Origin of the sequence: Pseudomonas sp. Irchel 3E20 (assembly GCF_900187645.1) — a bacterium.
Lineage (GTDB): Bacteria > Pseudomonadota > Gammaproteobacteria > Pseudomonadales > Pseudomonadaceae > Aquipseudomonas.
The window spans coordinates 83685-104809 of the sequence record NZ_FYEE01000004.1 but is presented as its reverse complement, the minus strand read 5'-3'; the positions used below and the strand labels follow the sequence as shown (position 1 = coordinate 104809).

Annotated in this window: 18 protein-coding genes and 1 pseudogene; 11 read left to right on the top strand and 8 right to left on the bottom strand. The window is 66.1% G+C overall.

The features are described from left to right. Nucleotides 1–182 precede the first annotated feature (182 nt). Nucleotides 183–3473 carry a maltose alpha-D-glucosyltransferase gene (treS, locus tag CKW13_RS09220; protein ID WP_095108284.1) on the bottom strand — a complete coding sequence of 1097 codons (3291 nt, stop codon included), beginning with the start codon at nucleotides 3471–3473 and terminating at the stop codon, nucleotides 183–185. A gap of 45 nt (nucleotides 3474–3518) precedes the next feature. Further along, nucleotides 3519–5504, bottom strand: a complete 1986-nt coding sequence (locus tag CKW13_RS09215) for an alpha-1,4-glucan--maltose-1-phosphate maltosyltransferase (RefSeq protein ID WP_095108283.1) — start codon at nucleotides 5502–5504, stop codon at nucleotides 3519–3521. A 376-nt stretch (nucleotides 5505–5880) separates the two neighbouring features. Between CKW13_RS09215 and CKW13_RS09210 the strand changes: the two genes are divergently transcribed. Continuing rightward, entirely contained in the window at nucleotides 5881–6165 is a 285-nt protein-coding gene (locus CKW13_RS09210; protein ID WP_095108282.1) for a hypothetical protein, read from the top strand. A 1-nt stretch (nucleotide 6166) separates the two neighbouring features. Next, nucleotides 6167–6370: a hypothetical protein gene (locus CKW13_RS09205; RefSeq protein ID WP_095108281.1), complete on the top strand. Its 204-nt coding sequence runs from the start codon at nucleotides 6167–6169 to the stop codon at nucleotides 6368–6370. A gap of 71 nt (nucleotides 6371–6441) precedes the next feature. On the opposite strand, the gene CKW13_RS09200 is transcribed toward CKW13_RS09205, so the two are convergent. Then, nucleotides 6442–6714 (bottom strand): DUF1652 domain-containing protein, encoded by a 273-nt coding sequence (locus tag CKW13_RS09200; RefSeq protein ID WP_095108280.1) that lies wholly within the window; start codon nucleotides 6712–6714, stop codon nucleotides 6442–6444. A gap of 277 nt (nucleotides 6715–6991) precedes the next feature. On the opposite strand from CKW13_RS09200, the pseudogene CKW13_RS09195 reads away from it, so the two are divergent. The 5 genes and pseudogenes from CKW13_RS09195 to CKW13_RS09175 form a co-directional block, all read left to right on the top strand. Further along, nucleotides 6992–7501: pseudogene (locus CKW13_RS09195) on the top strand (DNA polymerase ligase N-terminal domain-containing protein); the annotation flags it as partial. 20 nt (nucleotides 7502–7521) lie between these two features. Further along, nucleotides 7522–8565, top strand: coding sequence for an acyl-CoA dehydrogenase (locus tag CKW13_RS09190; protein WP_095108278.1), 1044 nt, complete (start codon nucleotides 7522–7524; stop codon nucleotides 8563–8565). Beyond that, nucleotides 8562–9335 (top strand): PIG-L deacetylase family protein, encoded by a 774-nt coding sequence (locus CKW13_RS09185; RefSeq protein WP_095108277.1) that lies wholly within the window; start codon nucleotides 8562–8564, stop codon nucleotides 9333–9335. The genes CKW13_RS09190 and CKW13_RS09185 overlap by 4 nt, the downstream gene beginning before the upstream one ends. Further along, the gene (locus tag CKW13_RS09180) at nucleotides 9332–9931 is read left to right on the top strand and encodes a bifunctional 2-polyprenyl-6-hydroxyphenol methylase/3-demethylubiquinol 3-O-methyltransferase UbiG (RefSeq protein ID WP_095108276.1); all 600 of its coding nucleotides are present in this window, start codon (nucleotides 9332–9334) and stop codon (nucleotides 9929–9931) included. The genes CKW13_RS09185 and CKW13_RS09180 overlap by 4 nt, the downstream gene beginning before the upstream one ends. Further along, complete coding sequence (locus tag CKW13_RS09175) at nucleotides 9928–10584, top strand: glycosyltransferase family 2 protein (protein WP_095108275.1); 657 nt, start codon at nucleotides 9928–9930, stop codon at nucleotides 10582–10584. Before CKW13_RS09180 ends, CKW13_RS09175 begins: the two co-directional genes overlap by 4 nt. Before the next feature lie 89 nt (nucleotides 10585–10673). On the opposite strand, the gene CKW13_RS09170 is transcribed toward CKW13_RS09175, so the two are convergent. Together CKW13_RS09170 and CKW13_RS09165 are read right to left on the bottom strand one after the other, a co-directional pair. Continuing rightward, a complete protein-coding gene (locus CKW13_RS09170) occupies nucleotides 10674–11429 on the bottom strand; it encodes a S9 family peptidase (RefSeq protein WP_095108274.1) in 756 nt (251 codons plus the stop codon). After that, a complete protein-coding gene (locus CKW13_RS09165; protein WP_095108273.1) occupies nucleotides 11416–12522 on the bottom strand; it encodes a DUF3182 family protein in 1107 nt (368 codons plus the stop codon). Before CKW13_RS09165 ends, CKW13_RS09170 begins: the two co-directional genes overlap by 14 nt. Before the next feature lie 170 nt (nucleotides 12523–12692). Here CKW13_RS09165 and CKW13_RS09160 point away from each other — a divergent pair, with 170 nt between their 5' ends. Genes CKW13_RS09160 through CKW13_RS09145 form a run of 4 tightly spaced genes read left to right on the top strand, consistent with a single transcriptional unit; the run spans nucleotide 12693 to nucleotide 16210 of the window. Next, on the top strand, nucleotides 12693–13307 hold the full coding sequence (locus tag CKW13_RS09160) for a Yip1 family protein (protein WP_095108272.1): 615 nt from the start codon (nucleotides 12693–12695) through the stop codon (nucleotides 13305–13307). Nucleotides 13308–13323: 16 nt separating this feature from the next. Further along, nucleotides 13324–14073 carry an endonuclease/exonuclease/phosphatase family protein gene (locus CKW13_RS09155; protein ID WP_256576546.1) on the top strand — a complete coding sequence of 250 codons (750 nt, stop codon included), beginning with the start codon at nucleotides 13324–13326 and terminating at the stop codon, nucleotides 14071–14073. Next, complete coding sequence (gene clsB, locus CKW13_RS09150) at nucleotides 14070–15260, top strand: cardiolipin synthase ClsB (RefSeq protein ID WP_095108271.1); 1191 nt, start codon at nucleotides 14070–14072, stop codon at nucleotides 15258–15260. The genes CKW13_RS09155 and clsB overlap by 4 nt, the downstream gene beginning before the upstream one ends. After that, on the top strand, nucleotides 15257–16210 hold the full coding sequence (locus CKW13_RS09145; RefSeq protein WP_095108270.1) for a lysylphosphatidylglycerol synthase domain-containing protein: 954 nt from the start codon (nucleotides 15257–15259) through the stop codon (nucleotides 16208–16210). Before clsB ends, CKW13_RS09145 begins: the two co-directional genes overlap by 4 nt. Here the strand turns inward: CKW13_RS09145 and CKW13_RS09140 are convergent. The 3 genes from CKW13_RS09140 to CKW13_RS09130 form a co-directional block, all read right to left on the bottom strand. Continuing rightward, on the bottom strand, nucleotides 16200–17819 hold the full coding sequence (locus CKW13_RS09140; RefSeq protein ID WP_095108269.1) for a methyl-accepting chemotaxis protein: 1620 nt from the start codon (nucleotides 17817–17819) through the stop codon (nucleotides 16200–16202). The two genes, CKW13_RS09145 and CKW13_RS09140, sit on opposite strands and share 11 nt — an antisense overlap. 649 nt (nucleotides 17820–18468) lie before the next feature. After that, nucleotides 18469–19641: a mannonate dehydratase gene (uxuA, locus tag CKW13_RS09135; RefSeq protein WP_095108268.1), complete on the bottom strand. Its 1173-nt coding sequence runs from the start codon at nucleotides 19639–19641 to the stop codon at nucleotides 18469–18471. Nucleotides 19642–19660: 19 nt separating this feature from the next. After that, nucleotides 19661–21100, bottom strand: a complete 1440-nt coding sequence (locus CKW13_RS09130) for a mannitol dehydrogenase family protein (RefSeq protein WP_095108267.1) — start codon at nucleotides 21098–21100, stop codon at nucleotides 19661–19663. Nucleotides 21101–21125: the final 25 nt, after the last annotated feature.

Below are 21125 nucleotides of genomic sequence, written 5' to 3'. Positions count from 1 at the left end.
ACACCAGACGTGGGAGCGAGCCCTGTTCGCGATGGCGGTATTCCAGCCGCGATAGCTGCATTGCCTGGACTGGCCTCATCGCGGGCAAGGCCCGCTCCCACAGGGAAGGCAGCGGACTGGCCACAGCAGAACCCGTGGGAGCGAGCCTTGCTCGCGATGGCGGTGGGTCGGGCAGCCCAAACTTAGAGCAACGCGGCCAACCCCCGCAGGGGAACGCTGAGCCAGTCGGGGCGGTTGCGGGCTTCATAGGTGACTTCGTAGGCGGCTTTTTCCAGGGTGAACAGGGCCAGGGCCGCGTCTTCGCCTGCCGCTTCCCAGCCATGGGCCAGGTCCTGGGTGGCGAGGCGGTAGGCGTCGAGGAAGGCCTGTTGCGAGTCTTTGAGGTAACGCTGCGCCACCCGCTCACGGGCAGTGTCGGCGGCCGGTGAGGCATCCACGCCCTGCACACTGTTCAGGGCCATGGCCGCGGCGTAGTCGAAGGAACGCAGCACCCCGCTGACGTCCTTGTACGGGCTGTGCCGCGCCCGGCGTTCGGCCAGTGGCCGTGCTGGCTCGCCCTCGAAGTCGATCAGGTAGGCATCGCCGTGAATCACCAGGACCTGCCCCAGGTGCAGGTCGCCGTGCACCCGCAGGCTGAGGCCGCCCTTGACCGCCCGGGCCAGTGTGTCGATGCGCGCCAACGCCGCCTTGCGCCCCTTGAGCAGGCGCGTGACCCGGGCTTGGTCCGCCGCCTCCAGGCTGTCGCGGTGCTGTTCCAGCAGGTCCAGGGCCTGTTCCAGTTGCTGGCGCACTTGAGTGGCCAGGGCCTGGGTGTCCTTGGCGCTCAAGGGCTGGGCGGTGAAGTCCGGGTTGTCGCTGGGCGCCGCCAGTACGCTGTGCATCTGCCCCAGGCGCTGGCCGAACATCGCGGCAAAGTCGGCCAGTTCGCCCAAGGCGTTGAAGTGCTGTTCGTGCTCGGACACCGCGTCGGCCAACTCATCGCGGATCGCCCGCTCCAGGTTGTTCTGGGTCCAGGTCCAGGCGTCGCCCTGGTTGCTCAGGTAACCCTGGGCGATCATCAGCAAGTGCGCCTGGCCCTGGTCATCGCGGCGCACCACCGAGCCCAGCAGCGGCGAGATATGGGCAAAGCCTGCTGCCGTGAGGAACGCACTCATCTCCAGCTCCGGATGTACCCCGGCGCTGACCTGGCGGATCAGTTTGAGCACCAGGCATTCACCCACCACCACCGAGCTGTTGGACTGTTGCGCCGAGAGGTAGCGCACCGAGGCCTCGCCATCCAGGCCCAGTTCAGCCATCCCCGGCCCCGGCTCGAACGCAATCTGCCCGGCGCCTTGGGGGGTCAGCACGGTGCGCGCCTGCAGCGCTTGGATCACCGCCAGAACAAAGGTGTCCAGGGCAAAGGCATCGGTAATCAGCCCCACTTGCGGGCCACGGCGTACCCGGCTCAAGGCCAGTTGCTGGGGCAAGGCGCTGTTGATCCGGTCTTCGGCCAACAAACCGAACGGCAGTTGATAGCGGGCATCGCCCACTTCGATTTCGCTGAGCAGCACCGGGTGGTGCGGGTCGCCGAAGCGCACGCCGTAGGCAATGCGCACCGCGCCTACCGCGCTGTCCTTGCCGGCGAACCAGCGCCGGTTGGCCAACCATTGGGGCAGCACCTGTTGCTCCAGGGTGTCGCGGGCCGGGGCGTCGAGGAGTTCCTCCAGGCGCTTTTTCAGCACCAGGGTCAGCAACTCCGGCAGGCTTTGCGCCGGCTCCACGTGCCAACTGGGCATGCGTGACTGGTCGGCGAGCAGGAACCAATAGAAGCCGTAAGGCGCCAGGGTCAACAGGAACGGCAACTGGCCGATGGGCGGAAAGGCGTTGCCCCCCATCATTTCCACCGGCACCCGCCCGGCGTAGGCGGACAGTTCCAGTTCGGCGGCCTGGGCCGTGCGCGAGACGTTGGCCACGCACAGGATCAGTTCGTGGTGGCCGTCGGGCGCGGTGTACTCGCGGGTGTAGGCGAGGATGCGCCGGTTGCTCGGCGAAAGCATGTGCAGGCTGCCCCGGCCAAAGGCCTTTTGCTGCTTGCGCACGGCCAACAGGCGGCGGGTCCAGTTGAGCAACGAATGGGGGTCGCCGGCCTGGGTCTCGACGTTGACCGAGGCATAGCCGTAGAGCGGGTCCATGATCGGCGGCAACACCAGGCTGGCCGGGTCGGCGCGGGAGAACCCGCCGTTGCGGTCGATGGACCATTGCATCGGCGTGCGCACGCCGTCGCGGTCGCCCAGGTAGATGTTGTCGCCCATGCCGATTTCATCGCCGTAATACAGAGTCGGCGTGCCGGGCATCGACAGCAGCAAGCTGTTGAGCAACTCGATGCGCCGGCGGTCGCGCTCCATCAGCGGTGCCAGGCGCCGGCGGATGCCCAGGTTGATCCGCGCGCGACGGTCGGCGGCGTAGAAGTTCCACAGGTAGTCGCGCTCCTTGTCGGTGACCATTTCCAGGGTCAGCTCATCGTGGTTGCGCAAAAAAATCGCCCATTGGCAATTGGCCGGGATCTCCGGGGTCTGGCGCAGGATGTCGGTGATGGGGAAGCGGTCTTCCTGGGCCAGGGCCATGTACATGCGCGGCATCAGTGGGAAGTGGAAGGCCATGTGGCATTCGTCGCCATCAGCGCCGTGGACGTCGCCGAAGTACAACTGGGTGTCCTCCGGCCACTGGTTGGCCTCGGCCAGCAGCATGCGGTCGGGGTAATGGGCGTCGATCTCGGCGCGGATGCGCTTGAGCACCTGGTGGGTCTCGGGCAGGTTTTCGTTGTGGGTGCCGTCGCGCTCGATCAGGTACGGAATGGCGTCCAGGCGCAGGCCGTCGATGCCCATGTCCAGCCAGTAGTGCATCACCGACAGCACGGCTTTGAGCACCTGGGGGTTGTCGAAATTGAGGTCCGGTTGGTGGGAATAGAAACGGTGCCAGAAGTACTGGCCGGCCACCGGGTCCCAGGTCCAGTTGGACTTTTCTGTGTCGAGGAAAATGATCCGCGTACCGTCGTATTTGTCGTCGGTGTCGGACCACACGTAGAAGTCGCGGGCCTTGGAGCCGGGCTTGGCCTTGCGCGCACGCTGGAACCAGGGGTGCTGGTCGCTGGTGTGGTTGATGACCAGCTCGGTGATGACGCGCAAGCCGCGTTTGTGGGCTTCGGCGATAAAGCGCCGGGCGTCGGCCATGGTTCCGTAGTCGCTGTGCACGCCGCGGTATTCGGCGATGTCGTAGCCGTCGTCGCGCCGTGGCGAGGGGTAGAACGGCAACAGCCAGATGGTGTTCACCCCCAGGTCGGCAATGTAGTCGAGCTTGGCGATCAACCCGGGGAAGTCGCCGATGCCGTCGTTGTTGGAATCGAAGTAAGACTTGACGTGAACCTGGTAGATCACCGCGTCCTTGTACCAGAGCGGGTCGTTGATAAAGGCTGCCGAACGGGGTTTCCTGGCCATGAAAGACTCCTGCTGGTCGGGGAAAAAGCGTGCGAGGGCGAAGGGCTAAAGGGTTTCCAGGCGCCAGATACCGAACGGCTGGTGCCAGGGTTCGATGCGCATCCACTGGGTCTTGCCGTACCAGGTCCAGGTGTGGCCGTTCATCAGGTCCACGCCCCGGGTGTGGGCGTCGTCGGGCAGGCCCAGGCGCCACAGCGGCAGCTCGAAATGCGCCTCCTGGGCGTTGTGCGGGTCGAGGCTGACGGCCACCAGCACGTAGTGGCTGCCGTCGGGGCTGCGCTTGCCGAAATACAGGATCTGCTCGTTCCAGGCGTTGAACAGCTCCAGGCCCAGGTGCGTGTGCAGCGCCGGGTGCTGGCGGCGGATACGGTTGAGCTGGGCGATCTCGGCGATGATGTTGCCCGGCGCACTGTAGTCGCGGGGGCGGATCTGATATTTCTCCGAGTCCAGGTATTCCTCCTTGCCCGGCACCGGCGCCGCCTCGCACAGCTCGAAACCGCTGTACATGCCCCACAGCCCCGACCCCATGGTTGCCAGCGCGGCGCGGATGAGGAACCCGGCGCGGCCACTGTCATGCAGGAAAAACGGGTTGATGTCCGGGGTGTTGACGAAAAAGTTCGGCCGGTAGCACTCGCGCCATGGCGACTGGTTGAGCTCTTCGAAGTACGCCGCCAACTCGGCCTTGGTGTTGCGCCAGGTGAAGTAGGTGTAGCTCTGGGAATAACCGACCTTGCCCAGGCGCGCCATCATTGCCGGTGTGGTGAAGGCCTCGGCGAGGAAGATCACCTGCGGCTCGCGGGCGCGCACATCGGCGATCAGCCATTGCCAGAACGGCAGCGGCTTGGTGTGGGGGTTGTCGACGCGAAACAGCGTGACCCCTTCGGCCACCCAGCCCAGTACGATGTCGCGCAGGGCCAACCACAGGCCGGGAACGGCGTCGGCGGCGTAGAAGTCGACGTTGACGATGTCCTGGTACTTTTTCGGCGGGTTCTCGGCGTAGCGGATGCTGCCGTCCGGGCGCCAGTTGAACCAGCCCGGGTGCTCGGTAAGCCAGGGGTGGTCCTGGGAGCACTGGATGGCGAAATCCAGGGCGATTTCCAGGCCATGCTCGGCGGCGGCGGCCACCAACCGGCGAAAATCCTCGCGGCTGCCCAGTTGCGGGTGGATCGCCTCGTGCCCGCCCTCGGCGCTGCCAATGGCGTAAGGGCTGCCGGGGTCGTCGGGGCCGGCCGTGAGGGCGTTGTTCGGGCCTTTGCGGTGAAGGCGGCCGATGGGGTGGATGGGCGGAAAATACAGCACATCGAAGCCCATATCACGAATCATCGGCAAGCGTTGCTGCACGTCGTTGAAGGTGCCGTGGCGGCGGGCGTCGTCGGTGCTGGAGCGGGGAAACAGCTCATACCAACTGGCGAACTGCGCCCGCTTGCGCTCTACATCCAAGGCGAAATGCGGGCTACGGCTCAGGTACGCCTGCACATCGGCCTGGGCCATCAGGGCTTGGGTGGCCGGTTGCAGCAGCAGGGCCACTTGCTCATCGGCAGGTGACTGCCCGAGCCGCTGGTGCACGCTGGCCAACTGCTCGGCCACCTCGCCGCTGCTGCGTTCCCGGGCCAGGCGCAGGTGTTCGCGCCCCTCTTGCAGCTCCAGATCCACGGCCACCCCGGCGAAGGCTTTTTTTTCCAACTCATGGCAAAAGCTCAGGTAACGGTCGATCCAGGCTTCTATATAAAAGCCGTACAGCCCAGGCTCGCCGACCGCAAAGCCACCCTGCCAGGCGTTATTGCCCAGCTCCGTCAGGGCTGCGCCCTGCCACGGCCCCGCGCCCGGCCCACACCAGCGCACCACCACTGCCAATTGTTCATGGCCGTCGGCGAATACCGTGGCGCTCACCTGCACCTCCTGCCCGGCCACGGCCTTGGCGGCGAAGTGGCCGCCGTCCAGGGTGGGCATCACGTTTTCGATAGCGATGCGCGGCAGCAACAAGGCCTCGGACAGGGACAAGGGGTCAAAACGTGCTTGATCTTCAGCCATCGAACATCGCTCCTTCACGCCCGCAGGCGCTTTGGGTGGGTTATGCAGGCGCTGGCCGACCCGCCTAAGTTCCGAACCGGTACGCACGTTAAAAGTTCAGCGCAATTGCCCTTGGCCGACCAGGCGGAACCTGGCGATGCAGTTAGCAGGCCAAGGGCCGGATGGCGCCAGGGCCCGGCGAACAATCGAAATAATCGATTCAACTGAGCGAAAATTCCGCGCCAACCGAACCAATTTTCACAGGTTAATTTTTGCAGTCCGCCCCGCGCCGCCGCAGTCACAGCTTTAACCGTGGCACCGAACGCCCGGTACTCACCGCCCAAAGCGCCCCTGGCACCGCCACGCGAAGGGATCTTGAAAAGGTAAGGAGGATGCAATGCTTGCCCACGACGCGCTGTTCACCACCCCCACCTGCCGGGCCTTTGCCCTGGAACAGAACCACCGCCTCTTCCACCAGGCCAACGCCCTGAGCCAGTGCGCCCTGGACCTGCTGGACGCGCCCACGCTCGACGCCGAGGCGTTCGCCCACTACCAAGCGCTGCGGCGCAAGGCCGACCTGAAGTTCGCCGAAGCCATCGACCACTTGCGCCTCATCCAACAATCGCCGCGCATGCGCGCCGTGCAACTGCGCGAACGCAGCGCCGTTGCACAGGAGGCTTGAGATGGATGCCCAGAGCAAAGCCTGGCAACTGGCGATGGCCCTGATTGCCAGCGGCAAGATGCCGTTCGACATTGGCAACCCGCAAGGTTCGATCAAATGGCTTAACGGGCAGCTGCACGTGTTGGCGGCGTTGTTGGAAGAGCCAGCGGCGGCGGGGCAAGTGGTGGAGTTGCGCCAGCGGCGCAAGCGGTGCTTGGAGCCGTAGGCGCCTGGCGTGCCAGCGATGGCGGTCTTGAGATCGCCATCGCGAGCAGGCTTAGCTCCCACAGGGCAGCGCTAAAGACTGCGCAGCGGCATACCCGCCTCATCGCCCGAGCGCTGGCTCAAATCCATGCGTAAATCCGCCACCAACGCGGCCAGCGCCTGTTGGCTGGTTAATGAATCAATGGCAATCCCCGTCACCGTCAACACCACGCTATGGCCGTCCTCGGCATAAAACTGCACTGTGAACGAGCGGTTATCCGGCGACGTGCACACACAACGCTGGGGCAAAAAAGCCGACTCGATGATTTGCCGCAACTCCAACTGGGAAATTCCAGGGTGGGTCATGTCGTCCCTCCAAAAGGTCAGAAAACAACACAATGTGCACAATTTAGGCTCACGACATTTAGGTGCATGGGCAACGGCACTAGTTCAGAAAAAATCCTGCCCCTCTGCTTCACCTGCTGTAGCAAGCGGGCTCGCCGGCGCTGGGTGCGCAGCGCCCGTTCCAGCAATGCGGCGCCTGGACTTTTTGACGACCGCTATGCCCCCTTGCGCAGGCAGGCTCGCTTGCTACGAATCCGATTGAACTCCGCTAACGGCCACGTCTCACAGAGCTTAAGAGCCGTGTCCATCATCGAGGTCTTTCATGTCTACCCCTGCGCAAAGGCTGCGTTACTGCATCCAGAAACACGGCGCCCGCCAGTTGCATTACGACTTGCGCCTGGAGCTGGGCGGTACGCTCAAGAGTTGGGCGATCCCCAAGGGCCCCGCCCTGGACCCCACCGTGCGCCGGCTAGCGGTACAGGTGCCTGACCACGACCTGGGTTATGCCGATTTCGAAGGCCGCATCGCCCCCGGACAGTACGGCGCCGGCGATGTGATCGTCTGGGACCGTGGCACTTGGCAGCCCGAGGGCGACCCCTTCACCGCCTACGCCCAAGGCCAACTGCGCTTCACCCTGCATGGCCTCAAGTTGACCGGCCAATGGCGCCTCTACCGCACCGGTCTGCCCGGCAGCAGCGAGCAATGGCTGTTGGTCAAAGCCCGCGACGCCGCCGCCCGCCCCCTCAGCGAATTCGATGTGCTGCACGCACACCCCAATAGCGTTATCAGCGGCCGCGCGCTGCAACCCGCCCTTAAGGAGATTGACCGATGACCTCGCTACAGGCCGCCGACGAACCACGCCTCCAGGCCTCCCTCGAAGCGTTCGCCTCGCGCCCCGTGCCCCTGGAGCTCGACACCCAGTTACAGCGCATGATGCAGAGCTGCGTCGACTGCGGCCACGCCGATTTGCCCTTGCCCGGGCGCGGCCACACGCTCGCCCGTTGGCGGGCCCTGGCGCGGATCGGCGGCACTGACCTGGCCCTGGCCAAGCTCTTTGAAGGCCACACCGACGCCAAGGCGATCCTCGCCGAATTGCACGCTCGCACAGTGGATAAGCCCGGGATCTGGGGCGTGTGGGCCGCCGAGCCACCCAGCGCCCGGGTGCGTATCGTCGGTGCGGACGGCGACAGGGTGATGCTCGAAGGCGTGAAGGCCTGGTGCTCCGGAGCCTTGCAAATCGACCACGCGCTGCTCACCGCTTGGGATCAGGATGACCGCCCGCAACTGGTGGCCGTTTCCCTCGACCAACCGGCCCTGAGCATGCACAGCCTGGACTGGCAGGCCCGCGGCATGGCCGGCACCGCCAGCGTCAACGTCGCCCTGCAAGGGGCCATCGGCCAGCCTGTTGGCGCCAGTGGCGAGTACCTGCAACGGCGCGGCTTCTGGCATGGCGGTGCGGGGATTGCTGCGTGCTGGTACGGCGCGGCGCAAGCCCTGGCCGAATACCTGCGTAAAGCCTGTGGCGGGCGTTCCCCCGATGCCCACGCCGAGGCGCACCTGGGCGCCGTGGATGCCGCCCTTTGCGGTGCCGGCGCCGCATTGCGCGAGTGCGCGGCGTGGATCGACGCCCATCCGCAAGCCGACGCCGAGCTCATCGTGCGCCGCACCCGCGCCCAGGTCGAAAGCGCCGTCGAGCAGGTGCAGCGGCACGTCGGCCGGGCCCTGGGGGCGACGCCCTTCTGCCGCGACCCGCACTTCGCCCGTTTGAGCGCCGACTTGCCAGTGTTCATTCGCCAAAGCCACGCCGAGCGTGACCTTGCCGAATTGGGCCGCCAGCAGGCCCGCCCCAGCGCTGTGAGTTGGAACCTATGAGCGGCGTCAACGCCCGGGACAACCCGATCCGCGGCCCCGGCACATCGCTGGCGCAATGGCAGGCCTCGCGCGCCTTGCAAGCGGTGCCAACCATCACCGCACAACTGCTGTTGCCGCACGACGGGCGGCTGGTGGTGGTTGCACCGCACCCCGATGACGAGGTGCTGATGTGTGGCGGCTTGCTCAGCCGCTTTGCCGGCCAGGAAGAGCAATTGCTGCTGGTTTCGGTGACCGATGGCGAAGGCAGCCACCCGTGCTCGCTGACCTGGCCCGCCAGCCGTCTGCGCCAGGCCCGGCCCTTGGAAAGTGCCCATGCCCTGGAGCGGCTGGGCCTGCACCTGCCCGGCCTCGATTGGCGCCGCCTGGGCTTGCCCGATACGCAGGTACCGGCCCTGGAGGGTGCATTGACCGAACAACTGCAAGGCCTGTTGCGCCCCGGCGACCGGGTGCTCACCACCTGGCGCCACGACGCCCATTGCGACCATGACGCGGTAGGTCGCGCCTGTGCCGAGGCCGCCCGGCGGTGCGATGCGCGGCTAATGGAAATTCCCGTATGGGCCTGGCACTGGGCCGAACCGGAGGACCGTCGCTTGCCCTGGCTGCGCGCCCGCAAGTTGATGCTCGACCCGCAATGCCTGGCCCTTAAGCGCCACGCCATCGCGGCGCATACCAGCCAACTGAGCCCGGACGCCACCACCGGCGCGGCACCTGTTTTATCCCCCGCGGCGCTGGCGCGCCTGTTACAACCCTTCGAGCTGATCTTCCTATGAGCCTACCCGCCGACTACTTCGAGCAACTGTTTACTGACAGCCCCGACCCTTGGGCCTTTCGCCAACGCTGGTACGAAAAGCGCAAACGCGACCTGTGCCTGGCCAGCCTGGGGCAGCAGCGCTACCCCCGGGTATTCGAGCCGGCCTGCGCCAATGGCGAACTGAGCTTGGCCCTGGCCGAGCGCAGCGAGCACTTGCTGTGCCTGGACGCCAGCGCCACCGCCGTCGACCTTACCCGCCAGCGCCTGCACGCCCTGCCCCATTGCCGTGTGCTCCACGGTTACCTGCCGGACGACTGGCCGCCGGGGCAGTTCGACCTGATCGTGCTCAGTGAAGTGGGCTACTACCTGGATGCCGAGCACTGGCGCCGCACCCTGGAGCACGCGGTGGCCAGCCTGGCGGTGGACGGGACCCTGCTGGCCTGCCACTGGTTGCACCCGATCGCCGATTGCCCGCAAACCGGGCACCAGGTCCATGCCTTGCTCGCGCGCCACTTACCGTTGCATCGGGTGGTGCGCCATGAAGAACCCGACTTTCTGCTGGAACTGTGGTGCCGCCAACCCTCTGCCATCGACCTGAACGAGCACACCCTATGATCGGCGTCGTCGTCCCTGCCCATAACGAACAAGCCCTGCTCGGCACCTGCCTGGCGGCCTTGAACAACGCTGCCCGCCACGCCGAAGACGCCGGGGAAGAAGTCCAGATACTGGTGGTGCTGGACGCCTGTAGCGACGGCTCCCGGGATATTGCCCTAGCCTGTGGCGTGCAGACCCTGGAGGTGCAGCGTGGCAACGTCGGCTACGCCCGGGGCGCGGGCGCCGCCTATATGCTCGAGCGCGGCGCCCGCTGGCTGGCCTGCACCGATGCCGATAGCACGGTGCCCGCCGATTGGTTGCTGCACCAACTGGCGTTCAAGGCCGACGCCGTGTGCGGCACGGTGCGAGTCGATGAGTGGCAGGCCGAGCATTCGGTGGCGGTGCGCCAGCGCTACCAGGGCCTGTATCACGACAAAGACGGCCACCGCCATATCCACGGCGCCAACCTGGGCGTGTGCGCCAAGGCCTATCGCCGCGCCGGCGGCTTCGCGCCCCTGCCCGCCCATGAGGATGTGCACTTGGTCCAGGCCCTGCAAAAGACCGGGGCACGCATCGTCTGGACCGCCGCCAACAGCGTGAGCACCAGCAGCCGCCTCGACTGCCGTGCCCGAGGCGGGTTTGGCGACTACCTCAAGTCCCTGGCCCAAATGTAGTTGTGGGCCTGGCTTGCCCGCGATGGCGGTCTTGAAATCGCCAGCGGCCAAGCTCCACTGGGGGGTTGTGCCGCATCAGCCAGCTCGGCTCACGGCGCGGGGTTGATGCTCAGCCGTTCGCCCACGACCATCTCCGTCACCCAGTCCACCAGCATCGAGGTGTAGGCCTCTTGGGCGACTTCGCTGGTGAGGCTGTGGTCGGCGTCGTCGATGATGCGGTGGGTCAGGGAGTGGGTCTGCTGGAAGGCGGCGCGGTAACTCATGATCGTGGCGTGGGGCACGTGTTCGTCGTGCTCCGATTCTACGATCAGTACATCCCCGCGAAACGCTGCGCAGGCCCGCAAGGCGCGGTTGCCGGTGGCGTCGATGTGGCTGGCGCGGTACTGCATCAAATCCTCGCGGTTGAGTTCGCGCTTGGCCAGGTGCCAATCCTCGTCGCGGTAAATGGCCGGCACCCGCAACGCCAACCAGCGCACCTTGCGCATCTGGCTCAGGAGCGTGGCCAGGTAGCCGCCATAGCTGGTGCCCACCACCGCCACGGCCGAGGTGTCGATGGCCGGGTGCGAGAGCAAATGATCGTAGGCGGCCAGCAGGTCGCGCAGGTTGTCTTCGCGGGTGACGCTGGCCTGGCGGTCGTTGAAGGCGCCGTGGCCGCGCAAATCGAAGGTCAGGCATACGCAGCCCAGGCCGGCGATACCTCGGGCGCGGTTCAGGTCACGCTCCTGGCTACCGCCCCAGCCGTGGACGAACAACACCCCCGGCACCTTGGCCTTGGGGCTCAGAAACGTGCCGGCGATGGTGTCTTGCTCCACCCGGATGCGGGCCGGTTCACTATTGGCGGTCATCGGCATCCACCTCGGCGTATTTGAGAAGAAAGCCGCCACGGGTGTCACGGCCCCGGAACAGCACCCGAGCCTGTGCGGGGGCGTCCTGTTCGGTGTGGACTTCATGGGTGCTGGCGCACAGGGTATTGCGCGTTGGCTGCTCGACAAAGGCCTGCAATGCCGCCAGTTCCGCGCCCGTGGCACCGCCAACGCGCCAGGATTGCTCGAGTACGCCGACCTTCTGCTGGCCATCGGCGCCGATGCCCTGGACCACGTCATAGTTGCGCCGCGAGGCGAAAAACCCAGGGAAGCTCAAAGCCGCGGCAGTGTCGTAAGTGCGGGCGTATTCCACGGCGCGGCGCACGTCGGCGGCCAGGTCGCGAGCCAGCAGATCGACGTAGTCGCCGCGCACCACAGTCAGTCTGGAACCGGCGTAGACGCACTCGCCGCGGCCGTTGCGGGTTTGGAACTGCTCGCCGAAATAGGTCATCAGCAGGCCGTCCACCAGGGTCTGGCCGACACTGTGGGTGATCGCTTGCTCCAGGTTCTCTTCAAGCACGATACCGGCGGCGCAGATGGCAGGGCTCAGCCCCGCTAACCATTGCTTCAGGTCCTGGCCATTGCGCAGCAGCGCCTGGCCCTCGCCGCCACAGGCCTCGACCAATTTGACCCGCAGCAGACCCCGAGCCAGGCCCTCGGCGGCGGCGCGGCGGGCGTCGCCCAGGTCAAACACCGTCACCCCGGGCAGCACCACGTCGCGCACCCGCTCGGCAAACTGCGGGTTCCAGCCTGCCGGCACGCCTGTGCCTTCACTTATCAACGGGTGGGAAATCGCCTTGGTGGCAATGAAGCCGTGCTGCACATAACCGCCCAGCAGGTCCTCGGCGCCATCGATGGCCAGTTGTTCGCGCTGGGGGCCGACGAGGGTCTGAGTGGGCACGAAATACAGGCCCGGGTGCCCTTGCGCGGCCGGTTGCCAGGGCCCGTCGAAAGGCCAACCGAGAATCTCGGCCAGCCACCGGGCCTGGGCCAGGTTGGTTTGCACTTCGTGCTCGGCGGCGGCAGGGTTGACGTTATAGGCCACCACCCGTTTGTGCGGTGAATGCGGGGGCATGGGCATGACTCCATTGCAGGGGCAAGTAAAGCAGCCGACCGCCCGGCGCCGCGGTTGGTTCGCCAAGGCCGATCAATGGCGCACCGCTGGCGCAAAAAACTTGAACCCTTGCCAACGGCCTCCCTCCATAGGCTTAAGGCCCTGATGGGCATCGACACGCGGAGGCAGCCATGAAACCCCACGTAATTCGACTCTTTAGCGAACCCGAACAAGCCTGGACACAAATCCGTACCGAAGAAGAACAGCATCCGCGCCATTACCTTCTGCACCTGCTGCTCTGGGCGCTGCTGCCAGCAGCGTGCCTGTTCGTGGGGATCGCCTTTGTCGGCTGGAGCCTGGCCGAAGACGAAACCGTGCGGGTCAGCGTGCGCAGCGCCTTGCAACTGGCGGTGCTGCTGTACTTGGCGACCCTGGTGGGGACCTTGCTGATGGGCGCTTTCATCCGCTGGATGTCGCGCGCCTTCGAGGCGCGCCCCAGCCTGAACCAGTGCATCGGTTTTGCCGCCTACACCGCCACGCCCTACTTCCTCGCAGGCATCAGCGGCCTGTACCCCAGCCGTTGGCTGGCAGTGGCGGCGTTGCTGGTGTCCAGCGTCTATGCCACTTACCTGCTGTTCGTCGGTTTGCCCAAGTTCATGCGGCTCAATCAGGACCGAGGCTTGCCCTACGCTGCCTCAGTGTGGGGCCTGGGCCTGTTGGTGCTGGTGACCATTCTGGTGGGGATGATCCTGTTCTGGTTCAACGTGCTCAACCCTGAGTACATTCGCCCGGTGACGCAGCCATGAACCGCAAGGGCCTGCGATGAACGCCGTGGCCGCGCCCGGGCGCCTGCGTATCCTCACGGTCAACACCCATAAGGGGTTTGGCCAGTTCAACCGGCGCTTCGTGCTGCCGCAATTGCGTGACGCAGTGCGCGAGGTGTCGGCGGACCTGGTGTTCCTCCAGGAAGTGCTCGGCGAGCACCGCCAGTGGGCCGGGCGCCACCCCGAGTGGCCGAGCACGCCGCAGTACGAGTTCCTCGCCGACACCGTGTGGCCGCAGTTCGCCTACGGGCGCAACGCGGTGTACCCGGCGGGCCACCATGGCAATGCGCTGCTGTCCAAATACCCGATTCGCAGCCATCGCAACCTGAACATCTCCAGTGCCGGCGGCGAAGAACGCGGCCTGCTGCATGCGCTGCTGGACGTGGGCCGGCCGCTGCACGCGGTGTGCGTGCACCTGGGCCTGAGCGAAACCCAGCGCACCGCGCAACTGCACCTGTTGTGCGCGTTGCTCGACAGCCTGCCGGCCAATGAACCGGTGATCGTCGCCGGCGACTTCAATGACTGGCGCCAACGGGCCGACGCCGTGCTGGGCCGCTGTGGCCTGCGCGAAGCGTTCGTCCAGGCCCATGGCGTTGCGGCCCGCAGCTTCCCGGCGCGCTGGCCGCTGCTGCGCCTGGACCGCATCTATGTGCGCCACCTGCAACTGCATGATCCACGGGTGCTGGGCCGACGCCCGTGGTCGCATTTGTCCGACCATCTGCCGCTGAGTGTGGAGGTGATCCTGTGAGCTATCCCTGGCGCGACGGCAACCGTGTGCACCTGCTTATCAATGGCGAGGCGTATTTCCCCAGCCTGTTCGAGAGCATCGGCCAGGCCCGCACGGAGGTGCTGCTGGAAACCTTCATCATTTTCGAGGACGAGGTCGGCCAGCAGTTGCAGCACGCCCTGATGGCAGCGGCCCGGCGTGGCGTGCGGGTGCAGATCATTGTCGACGGCTTCGGCACCGACCTGAGCCGCGACTACGTGGCGCGCCTCAACGAGGCCGGGGTCACGGTGCACTTGTATGACCCGCGCCCGCGCCTGCTGGGGATGCGTACCAACCTGTTCCGCCGCATGCACCGCAAGATTGTGGTCGTCGACGGGCAAGTGGCCTTTGTCGGCGGCATCAATTACGGCGAAGACCACCTCGCCGAACGCGGCGGCATGGCCAAGCAGGATTACGCGGTCAAGCTCCAGGGCCCGGTAGTGGCCGACATCCGCCAGGCCAGCCTGGCCCTGCTGCAACAGGCCGGGGCTACGGCCCCTGAGCCCCCGGCACAAGCCGATGGCGTTTCGGCGCGCCTGGTGCTGCGCGATAACGAACGGGCGCGCACCGCCATCGAGGTGCAATACCTGCAAGCCATTCGCAGCGCCCAGCGACGGCTGGTGATCGCTAATGCCTACTTCTTCCCGGGCTATCGCTTGTTGCGGGAATTGCGCAACGCCGCCCGGCGCGGGGTACGGGTGCAACTGATCCTCCAGGGCCTGCCGGACATGCCCCTGGTCAGCCTGCTGTCGCGCCTGCTCTACGACTACCTGCTGCGTGAAGGCGTGCAGATCCACGAATACTGCCAGCGCCCGTTGCACGGCAAAGTAGCCCTGGTGGACGAACAATGGGCCACTGTGGGTTCAAGCAACCTCGACCCGCTGAGCCTGTCGCTGAACTTGGAAGCCAACGTGCTGATCCGCGATGGCGCGTTCAACCAGCACCTCTACGCGCATTTGCAGGAACTGGCCCAGGAGCAGTGCACCGCCGTCAGCCGCAAGCTGTCGCGCCGGGGCTATTGGTGGCGGGCGCCGCTGATCTTTCTCGGCTTTCACTTTTTGCGCCACTTCCCGCGCTTCGTGGGCTGGTTGCCGGCCCATTCGCCCCGGCTCAAATCCCTGTTCGCCCGGCCACGGGCCCGACGCGGCGCGGACCGCACCTCAGCATGAGCCCCCAGCGCTGGCGCCGGGTGCGCCGGGCCCTGACCTTAGGCCTGTTCGTGGCGGTGTGCGGGCTGATGTTCATGCTCATCAAAACCCTGGACTGGCAACAGGTGCGCCAGGCCCTGATGCAGTACCGCCCCGCCACCCTGCTCCTGGGGCTGGGCCTCAGTGCCTTGGGCTACGCCGTGTTCAGCAGTTTCGATGTGCTGGGCCGCTACCACGTGGGCCATGGCTTGCCGGTGCGCCGGGTGTACCCGATTGCCTTTGTCTGCAACGCGTTCAACCTCAACCTGAGTTCCTGGGTCGGTGCCATTGCCCTGCGTTATCGGCTGTACTCGCGCCAGGGCCTGAAGACCGCCGATATCACCCGGGTACTGACCTTGAGCCTGATAACCAACTGGTTTGGCTACCTGCTGCTGGCCGGGGTGCTGTTTTGCCTGGGCCTGCCGCGCTTACCCGCCAGTTGGGGGGTGAGCAGCACCCTGCTGCGGGTGATAGGCGTAGCGCTGTTGCTGCTGGGCCTGGCGTACCTAATGGCCTGCCGTTTCGCCACGCGGCGCGCGTGGCGCTGGCGCAGCCAGGAACTGACCTTACCGAGCTGGCGCCTGGCCCTGCTGCAAGGGGTGTTGGGGGCCAGCAACTGGGCGCTGATGGCCTTGCTGATCTACACGCTGTTGCCGGCCGGCGTGGCCTACCCCCATGTGTTGGCGACCCTGATGATAAGCAGCGTGGCCGGGCTGATTACCCACATCCCGGCGGGCCTTGGGGTGCTGGAAATGGTGTTCGTCGCCCTGCTGCGCGGCGAGGTGAAAACGGGCGCCATCATCGCCGCGCTGATCGCCTACCGCGCCCTGTATTACCTGCTGCCGCTGGCGCTGGCGACCCTGACCTATTTGGTTTTGGAGCGCCAAGCGACAAGTGAGAAGCGGCAAGCGGATTCGACGGCTAGACCTTGAAGCGGGCGACGGTCTGGTTCAGTTCGCCGGCCATTTGCGCCAGTTCATCCCCCGCCACCTGGGTGTGACGGGCACCCAGCAATACCTGCTCGGACAGGCTGCGGATGCCCATCAGGTTGCGGTCCACCTCGCGGGCCACCAGGGCCTGTTCTTCGGTGGCGCTGGCAATCATCAGGTTGCGCTCGTTGATCTGCGAGATGGACTGGGTGATCTCCTCCAGCGCCTCGCCGGAGCGACGGGCGATCTGCAAGGTGGCCTGGACCAGTTGGCTGCTGTCGTGCATCGCGGTCACGGCGTGGCCGGTGTCGAGGCGGATATTGCCGATCATCTGCTCGATTTCCGCGGTGGACACCTGGGTGCGATGGGCCAAGGCCCGCACTTCATCGGCCACCACCGCGAAGCCACGGCCGGCGTCCCCGGCGCGGGCCGCTTCGATGGCGGCGTTAAGGGCCAACAGGTTGGTCTGCTCGGCGATGCTGCGGATCACTTCCAGCACGGTGCTGATGTCCTGCACCCGCGCGGCCAGTTGCTGGATGCGTGCCGAGGTTTCGACCACGCCATCAGCCAGGGCGCTGATGGAAGCCACGGTTTCCCCGACCTGGGCGCGGCCGCGTTGGGCGGTCTGCTCCGACAGGCGCGAAGCTTCACTGGTGCTCACCGCGTTGCGCGCCACCTCGTCCACTGCTGCCGTCATTTCGTTGACCGCCGTGGCTGCCTGCTCGATCTCTTGACCTTGCAGTTGCAGGTTGGCGGTGGTCTGGCCGCTGACGGTGCTCAGTTCCTCGGAAGAACTGGCGACGCTGTCCACGCAGGCGGCAATCTGCTTGACCATGGTGTTGAGGTTGTCCTGCATGTGCTGCATGTTGCGCATCACACTGCCTGGCGCGCTGCCGGCCACGGGCACGGCGATGGTCAGGTCGCCTTCGGCGATCTGGTTCAGCACCCGTGCCGCTTGGTCCGGTTCACCGCCCAACGGCCGAGTGACGCTGCGGATCACCAGTGTGGCGACACCGATCACCGCCGCCAGGCACAGCACGAACAGGCCCAGCATGTTCAGCCGCGCACTGTTGTAGAGGCTCTGGGCGACCTGTTCGCGCTCGACGAAAATCCGCTCCTGCAGGGCCATCAGCGCATCCAGGCTCTGGTACACCTGCTGCTCTGCGGGCATCACCTGCTGCTGCAACTGGGCCATGGCAGCGGCTTTGTCGCCCTGGCGAATCGACGCCTGCACCTGGGTGAACGCCGCTACATAGGCCTCGCGGTGGCGCTTGAGTTCGGCGAACGCGGCCTGGCCTTCAGGCAGGTAGAACAGCGGCTCCAAAGTGGCCAGGGCCTGGGTGATGCGCTGCTTGGTGGTGTCGATGCGTTGCTGCACTTGGCCGTTGTCTGCGCCAATGAGCAAATCGCGGGTGCTCTTGCCGTTGTCCCGCACCCCGGTGGCGATCAGCATCAGCGGCTCGATTTTCGGCCAATCCTGCTTCACGATCACCACGGCCTGCTCCTTGAGCGTCGCCAGGTCGTTCAAGGCGTAGAGGGCAATGCCCGACATGGCCAGCGGCGCCATGGCAAAACCCAGCATGATGCGTTGCGCAGTGCTTAATGTGGCCATTTCAAATGCTCCTTGGTGAAACCCGGCCGGCGGGCGGCGCATTTGAAAACGGATGTACCCCAACGCCTTGCTTGCACTCTAGCCCCCCGGATCGATTCATGTACGCGAATATGCCGCGTCATTTTAATTGAACGATCAATCAAGCCCTTGACCGGAGGCATTTTTTAGGAAGATTGACGTCAAGAAAATGGCTGAGCGGGCATCAGACACCCACCCTTTATGGGGGCCGGGCGGCGCTGCGCTTGCCCGCGATAGCGGGGGTGGGGCTGGTAGAGATGCAGCGCCTGTACTGACCTCATCGCGGGCAGGCCCGCTCCCACAGTTCAAGTGGGGTGGGAGTGGGGTTTGTGGCGGGCATTCATGTTCCATTGTGGGAGCGAGCCTGCTCGCGATGGCTGCGTTCCAACCGCCCAAAGTGCAGCGCCGGTACTGGCCTCATTGCGGGCGGGCCCGCTCCCACAGTTCAAGTGGGGTGGGAGTGGGGTTTGTGGCGGGCATTCATGTTCCATTGTGGGAGCGAGCCTGCTCGCGATGGCTGCGTTCCAACCGCCCAAAGTGCAGCGCCTGTACTGACCTCATCGCGGGCAGGCCCGCTCCCACAGTGCAGTGGCAGTGTTTTCTTGTGGGAGCGGCAGTGTTGTCCCTGTAGTCAGTGCGCCGCGCGCACCGCCAGTTCGACCCCGCGGATTTCCGCCAGGCCTTTGAGGCGGCCGATCAGGGAGTAGCCGGGGTTGCTGTGGCGGTGTTGGTCGTCGAGCAGTTGATGGCCGTGGTCCGGGCGCAGGGGCAAGCGCGGGCCGCCTTCGCGTTCGCGGCGGCGTTCTTCGGCCACCAGGGCGCTTATCACGCCGACCATGTCCACGTCGCCGCCCAAGTGGTGGGCTTCGTGGAAGCTGCGCGGGTCCGCTTCGCGGCGGGTGGAGCGCAGGTGGGTGAAGTAGATGCGCGGTGCGAACTGCTTGGCCATGGCAACCAGGTCGTTGTCGGCGCGCACGCCGTAGGAGCCGGTGCAGAACGTCAGGCCATTGGCCGGGCTCGGCGCAACGTCCAGCAGCCACTGCGCGTCGGCGGCGGTGGAAAGAATGCGCGGCAGGCCCAGCAGCGCCCGCGGCGGGTCGTCCGGGTGGATGGCCATGCGCACGCCCACCTCCTCGGCCACCGGGATCACTTGGCGCAGGAAGTGCCCCAGGTGCTCGCGCAATGTGCTTTCGTCGATCTGGGCGTAGGTGGCCAGCAAGGCGCGAAAATCTTCGAGGCTGTAGTGCTCCTCGGCGCCCGGCAGGCCGGCGATCAAGGTGTTGACCAGGGTTTGGCGGCCCTCCTCGCTCAGTTGCGCGAAGTAGGCCTGCGCTTGGGCAATATCTTCGCCGCTGTACTCGGCCCCGGCGCCGGGGCGCTTGAGGATGAACAGGTCGAACGCGGCGAACGCCGTCTGGTCAAAACGCAGGGCCCAGCCGCCGTCTTCCAGCTCGAAAGCCAGGTCGGTGCGGGTCCAGTCCAGGATCGGCATGAAGTTGTAGCAGACGATATCGATGCCGCAGGCGGCCAGGTTGCGCACGCTCTGCTGATAGTTGGCGATGTATTCGTCGCGCCGCCCGCAGCCGCGTTTGATGTCCTCGTGCACGGGGATGCTCTCGACCACCGACCAGGTCAGGCCGGCGGCTTCGATCATCTGTTTGCGCGCCGCAATGGCGTCCACCGGCCACACCTGGCCGTTGGGAATTTCATGCAGGGCGGTGACGATCCCGGTGGCTCCGGTCTGGCGCACATCGGCCAGGGAGATCGGGTCTTGGGGGCCAAACCAGCGCCAAGTCTGTTCCATGTGATGTTCCTTTTTGTTGTCAGGCGTGAGCGTTCAAGAGTTGGGGCAGGCCATCGCGCGCCAGGGCGGCGTAGGCCTGTTGTACGGCGTCGCGCAACGCGGGGCGCTCGGCCAGTTCCAGCGCGAATACATCCCGCAGGTCGAGAAAGGCGTCCACCAGCGCCGCGCCCTGCCAGCGTGCGGCGAGGTCGGCGTAGGTGGCGTGCAACGGGTCGTTGGCAAGGGGCGCGGCGGCGCCGGGCAGGGCCTGGGTACAGCAACGGATCCACGCCGCCACGCCCAAGGCCGTGCAGGCAATGCCGCGGCCCTGCTCCAGCAGGTGCTGCGCGCCGTGCAGCCAGCGCTGGGGCAGTTTTTGCGAACCGTCCATGGCGATCTGGCGCAAGGGGTGTTGCAGGCTGTCATTGGCAAACCGCGCCAGCAACTGGTTGGCGTAGGTGGGCAGGTCGATACCCGCGGACACGGCCAGGGTGGGCGCCGCTTCGTCCAGCAGGTAGCGGCGGATGAAACGGGCCAGCGCCGGGTCGGCAATGGCCTCGCACACGGTGCGGTGGCCCGCCAGCAGACCGACATAGGCCAGCAGGGAATGGCTGCCGTTGAGCATGCGCAGTTTCATGGTCTCGAAGGGCTGTACATCCGCGACCATCTGCACGCCTTCGGCCTCCCAACCTGGGCGGCCGAGGGGGAAGTGGTCCTCGATCACCCATTGGCTGAAGCTTTCGCACACCACGGCGGCGCGGTCGGCGCAGCCCAGTTGCTGTTCCAGGTGCGTGAAGGCATCGGCGTCCATGGCCGGGACGATGCGGTCGACCATGCTGCTGGGGAACGCCACTTGGGTGTCGATCCACTGCGCCAGGTCCGCGTCCTGAGCCCTGGCCAAGCCGCTGACGGCGGCGCGGGTGCGCTGGCCGTTGTCGGGCATGTTGTCGCAACACAGCACCGTAAAAGCCGGGGTGCCCGCCGCGCGGCGCCGGCGCAAGGCTTCGAGGACGATGCCCGGGGCGCTGCGCGGCGCCTGGGGGTGGGCCAGGTCATGGGCGATGACCGGATCGTCGAGGCGCAACTGGCCGTTGGCCGGGCTCAGGCAGTAGCCCTTTTCGGTGACGGTCAGAGTGACGATGCAGGTGGCGGGCGCGGCCATGCGTTGCAGCAGGCGCTCCAGGTCCTGGCCGCCCTCGCCCACGTACAGGGCTTCGCGCAGCACATTGATCTGGCGCAGCGTCGCCTGTTCGCGGTCGCGGTACTCGGCCACATGGTAGGTACAGGCCTGATCGCGCAGTTGCTCGACCAAGGCGCTGTTGCTGCGCAGGTTGGCGCTGCACAGGCCCCAGCCGCCCTGGCCGTGGCGGTTGTGGTGGCGTTGCAGGTACACCGCCTGATGGGCGCGGTGGAACGCCCCCAGGCCCAGGTGCACGATGCCGATGGCGGGGGCCGGCGTGGCCGCAGGCACGACTGGCATGGCGTCTCTCCTTTTGCTCACGACG

Excerpts from the sequence above, each read along its gene's own strand:
- treS (WP_095108284.1), bottom strand. The coding sequence starts at position 3,473 with ATGGCCAGGAAACCCCGTTCGGCAGCCTTTATCAACGACCCGCTCTGG.
- CKW13_RS09215 (WP_095108283.1), bottom strand. The coding sequence starts at position 5,504 with ATGGCTGAAGATCAAGCACGTTTTGACCCCTTGTCCCTGTCCGAGGCC.
- CKW13_RS09210 (WP_095108282.1), top strand. The coding sequence starts at position 5,881 with ATGCTTGCCCACGACGCGCTGTTCACCACCCCCACCTGCCGGGCCTTT.
- CKW13_RS09205 (WP_095108281.1), top strand. The coding sequence starts at position 6,167 with ATGGATGCCCAGAGCAAAGCCTGGCAACTGGCGATGGCCCTGATTGCC.
- CKW13_RS09200 (WP_095108280.1), bottom strand. The coding sequence starts at position 6,714 with ATGACCCACCCTGGAATTTCCCAGTTGGAGTTGCGGCAAATCATCGAG.
- CKW13_RS09190 (WP_095108278.1), top strand. The coding sequence starts at position 7,522 with ATGACCTCGCTACAGGCCGCCGACGAACCACGCCTCCAGGCCTCCCTC.
- CKW13_RS09185 (WP_095108277.1), top strand. The coding sequence starts at position 8,562 with ATGAGCGGCGTCAACGCCCGGGACAACCCGATCCGCGGCCCCGGCACA.
- CKW13_RS09180 (WP_095108276.1), top strand. The coding sequence starts at position 9,332 with ATGAGCCTACCCGCCGACTACTTCGAGCAACTGTTTACTGACAGCCCC.
- CKW13_RS09175 (WP_095108275.1), top strand. The coding sequence starts at position 9,928 with ATGATCGGCGTCGTCGTCCCTGCCCATAACGAACAAGCCCTGCTCGGC.
- CKW13_RS09170 (WP_095108274.1), bottom strand. The coding sequence starts at position 11,429 with ATGACCGCCAATAGTGAACCGGCCCGCATCCGGGTGGAGCAAGACACC.
- CKW13_RS09165 (WP_095108273.1), bottom strand. The coding sequence starts at position 12,522 with ATGCCCCCGCATTCACCGCACAAACGGGTGGTGGCCTATAACGTCAAC.
- CKW13_RS09160 (WP_095108272.1), top strand. The coding sequence starts at position 12,693 with ATGAAACCCCACGTAATTCGACTCTTTAGCGAACCCGAACAAGCCTGG.
- CKW13_RS09155 (WP_256576546.1), top strand. The coding sequence starts at position 13,324 with ATGAACGCCGTGGCCGCGCCCGGGCGCCTGCGTATCCTCACGGTCAAC.
- CKW13_RS09145 (WP_095108270.1), top strand. The coding sequence starts at position 15,257 with ATGAGCCCCCAGCGCTGGCGCCGGGTGCGCCGGGCCCTGACCTTAGGC.
- CKW13_RS09140 (WP_095108269.1), bottom strand. The coding sequence starts at position 17,819 with ATGGCCACATTAAGCACTGCGCAACGCATCATGCTGGGTTTTGCCATG.
- uxuA (WP_095108268.1), bottom strand. The coding sequence starts at position 19,641 with ATGGAACAGACTTGGCGCTGGTTTGGCCCCCAAGACCCGATCTCCCTG.
- CKW13_RS09130 (WP_095108267.1), bottom strand. The coding sequence starts at position 21,100 with ATGCCAGTCGTGCCTGCGGCCACGCCGGCCCCCGCCATCGGCATCGTG.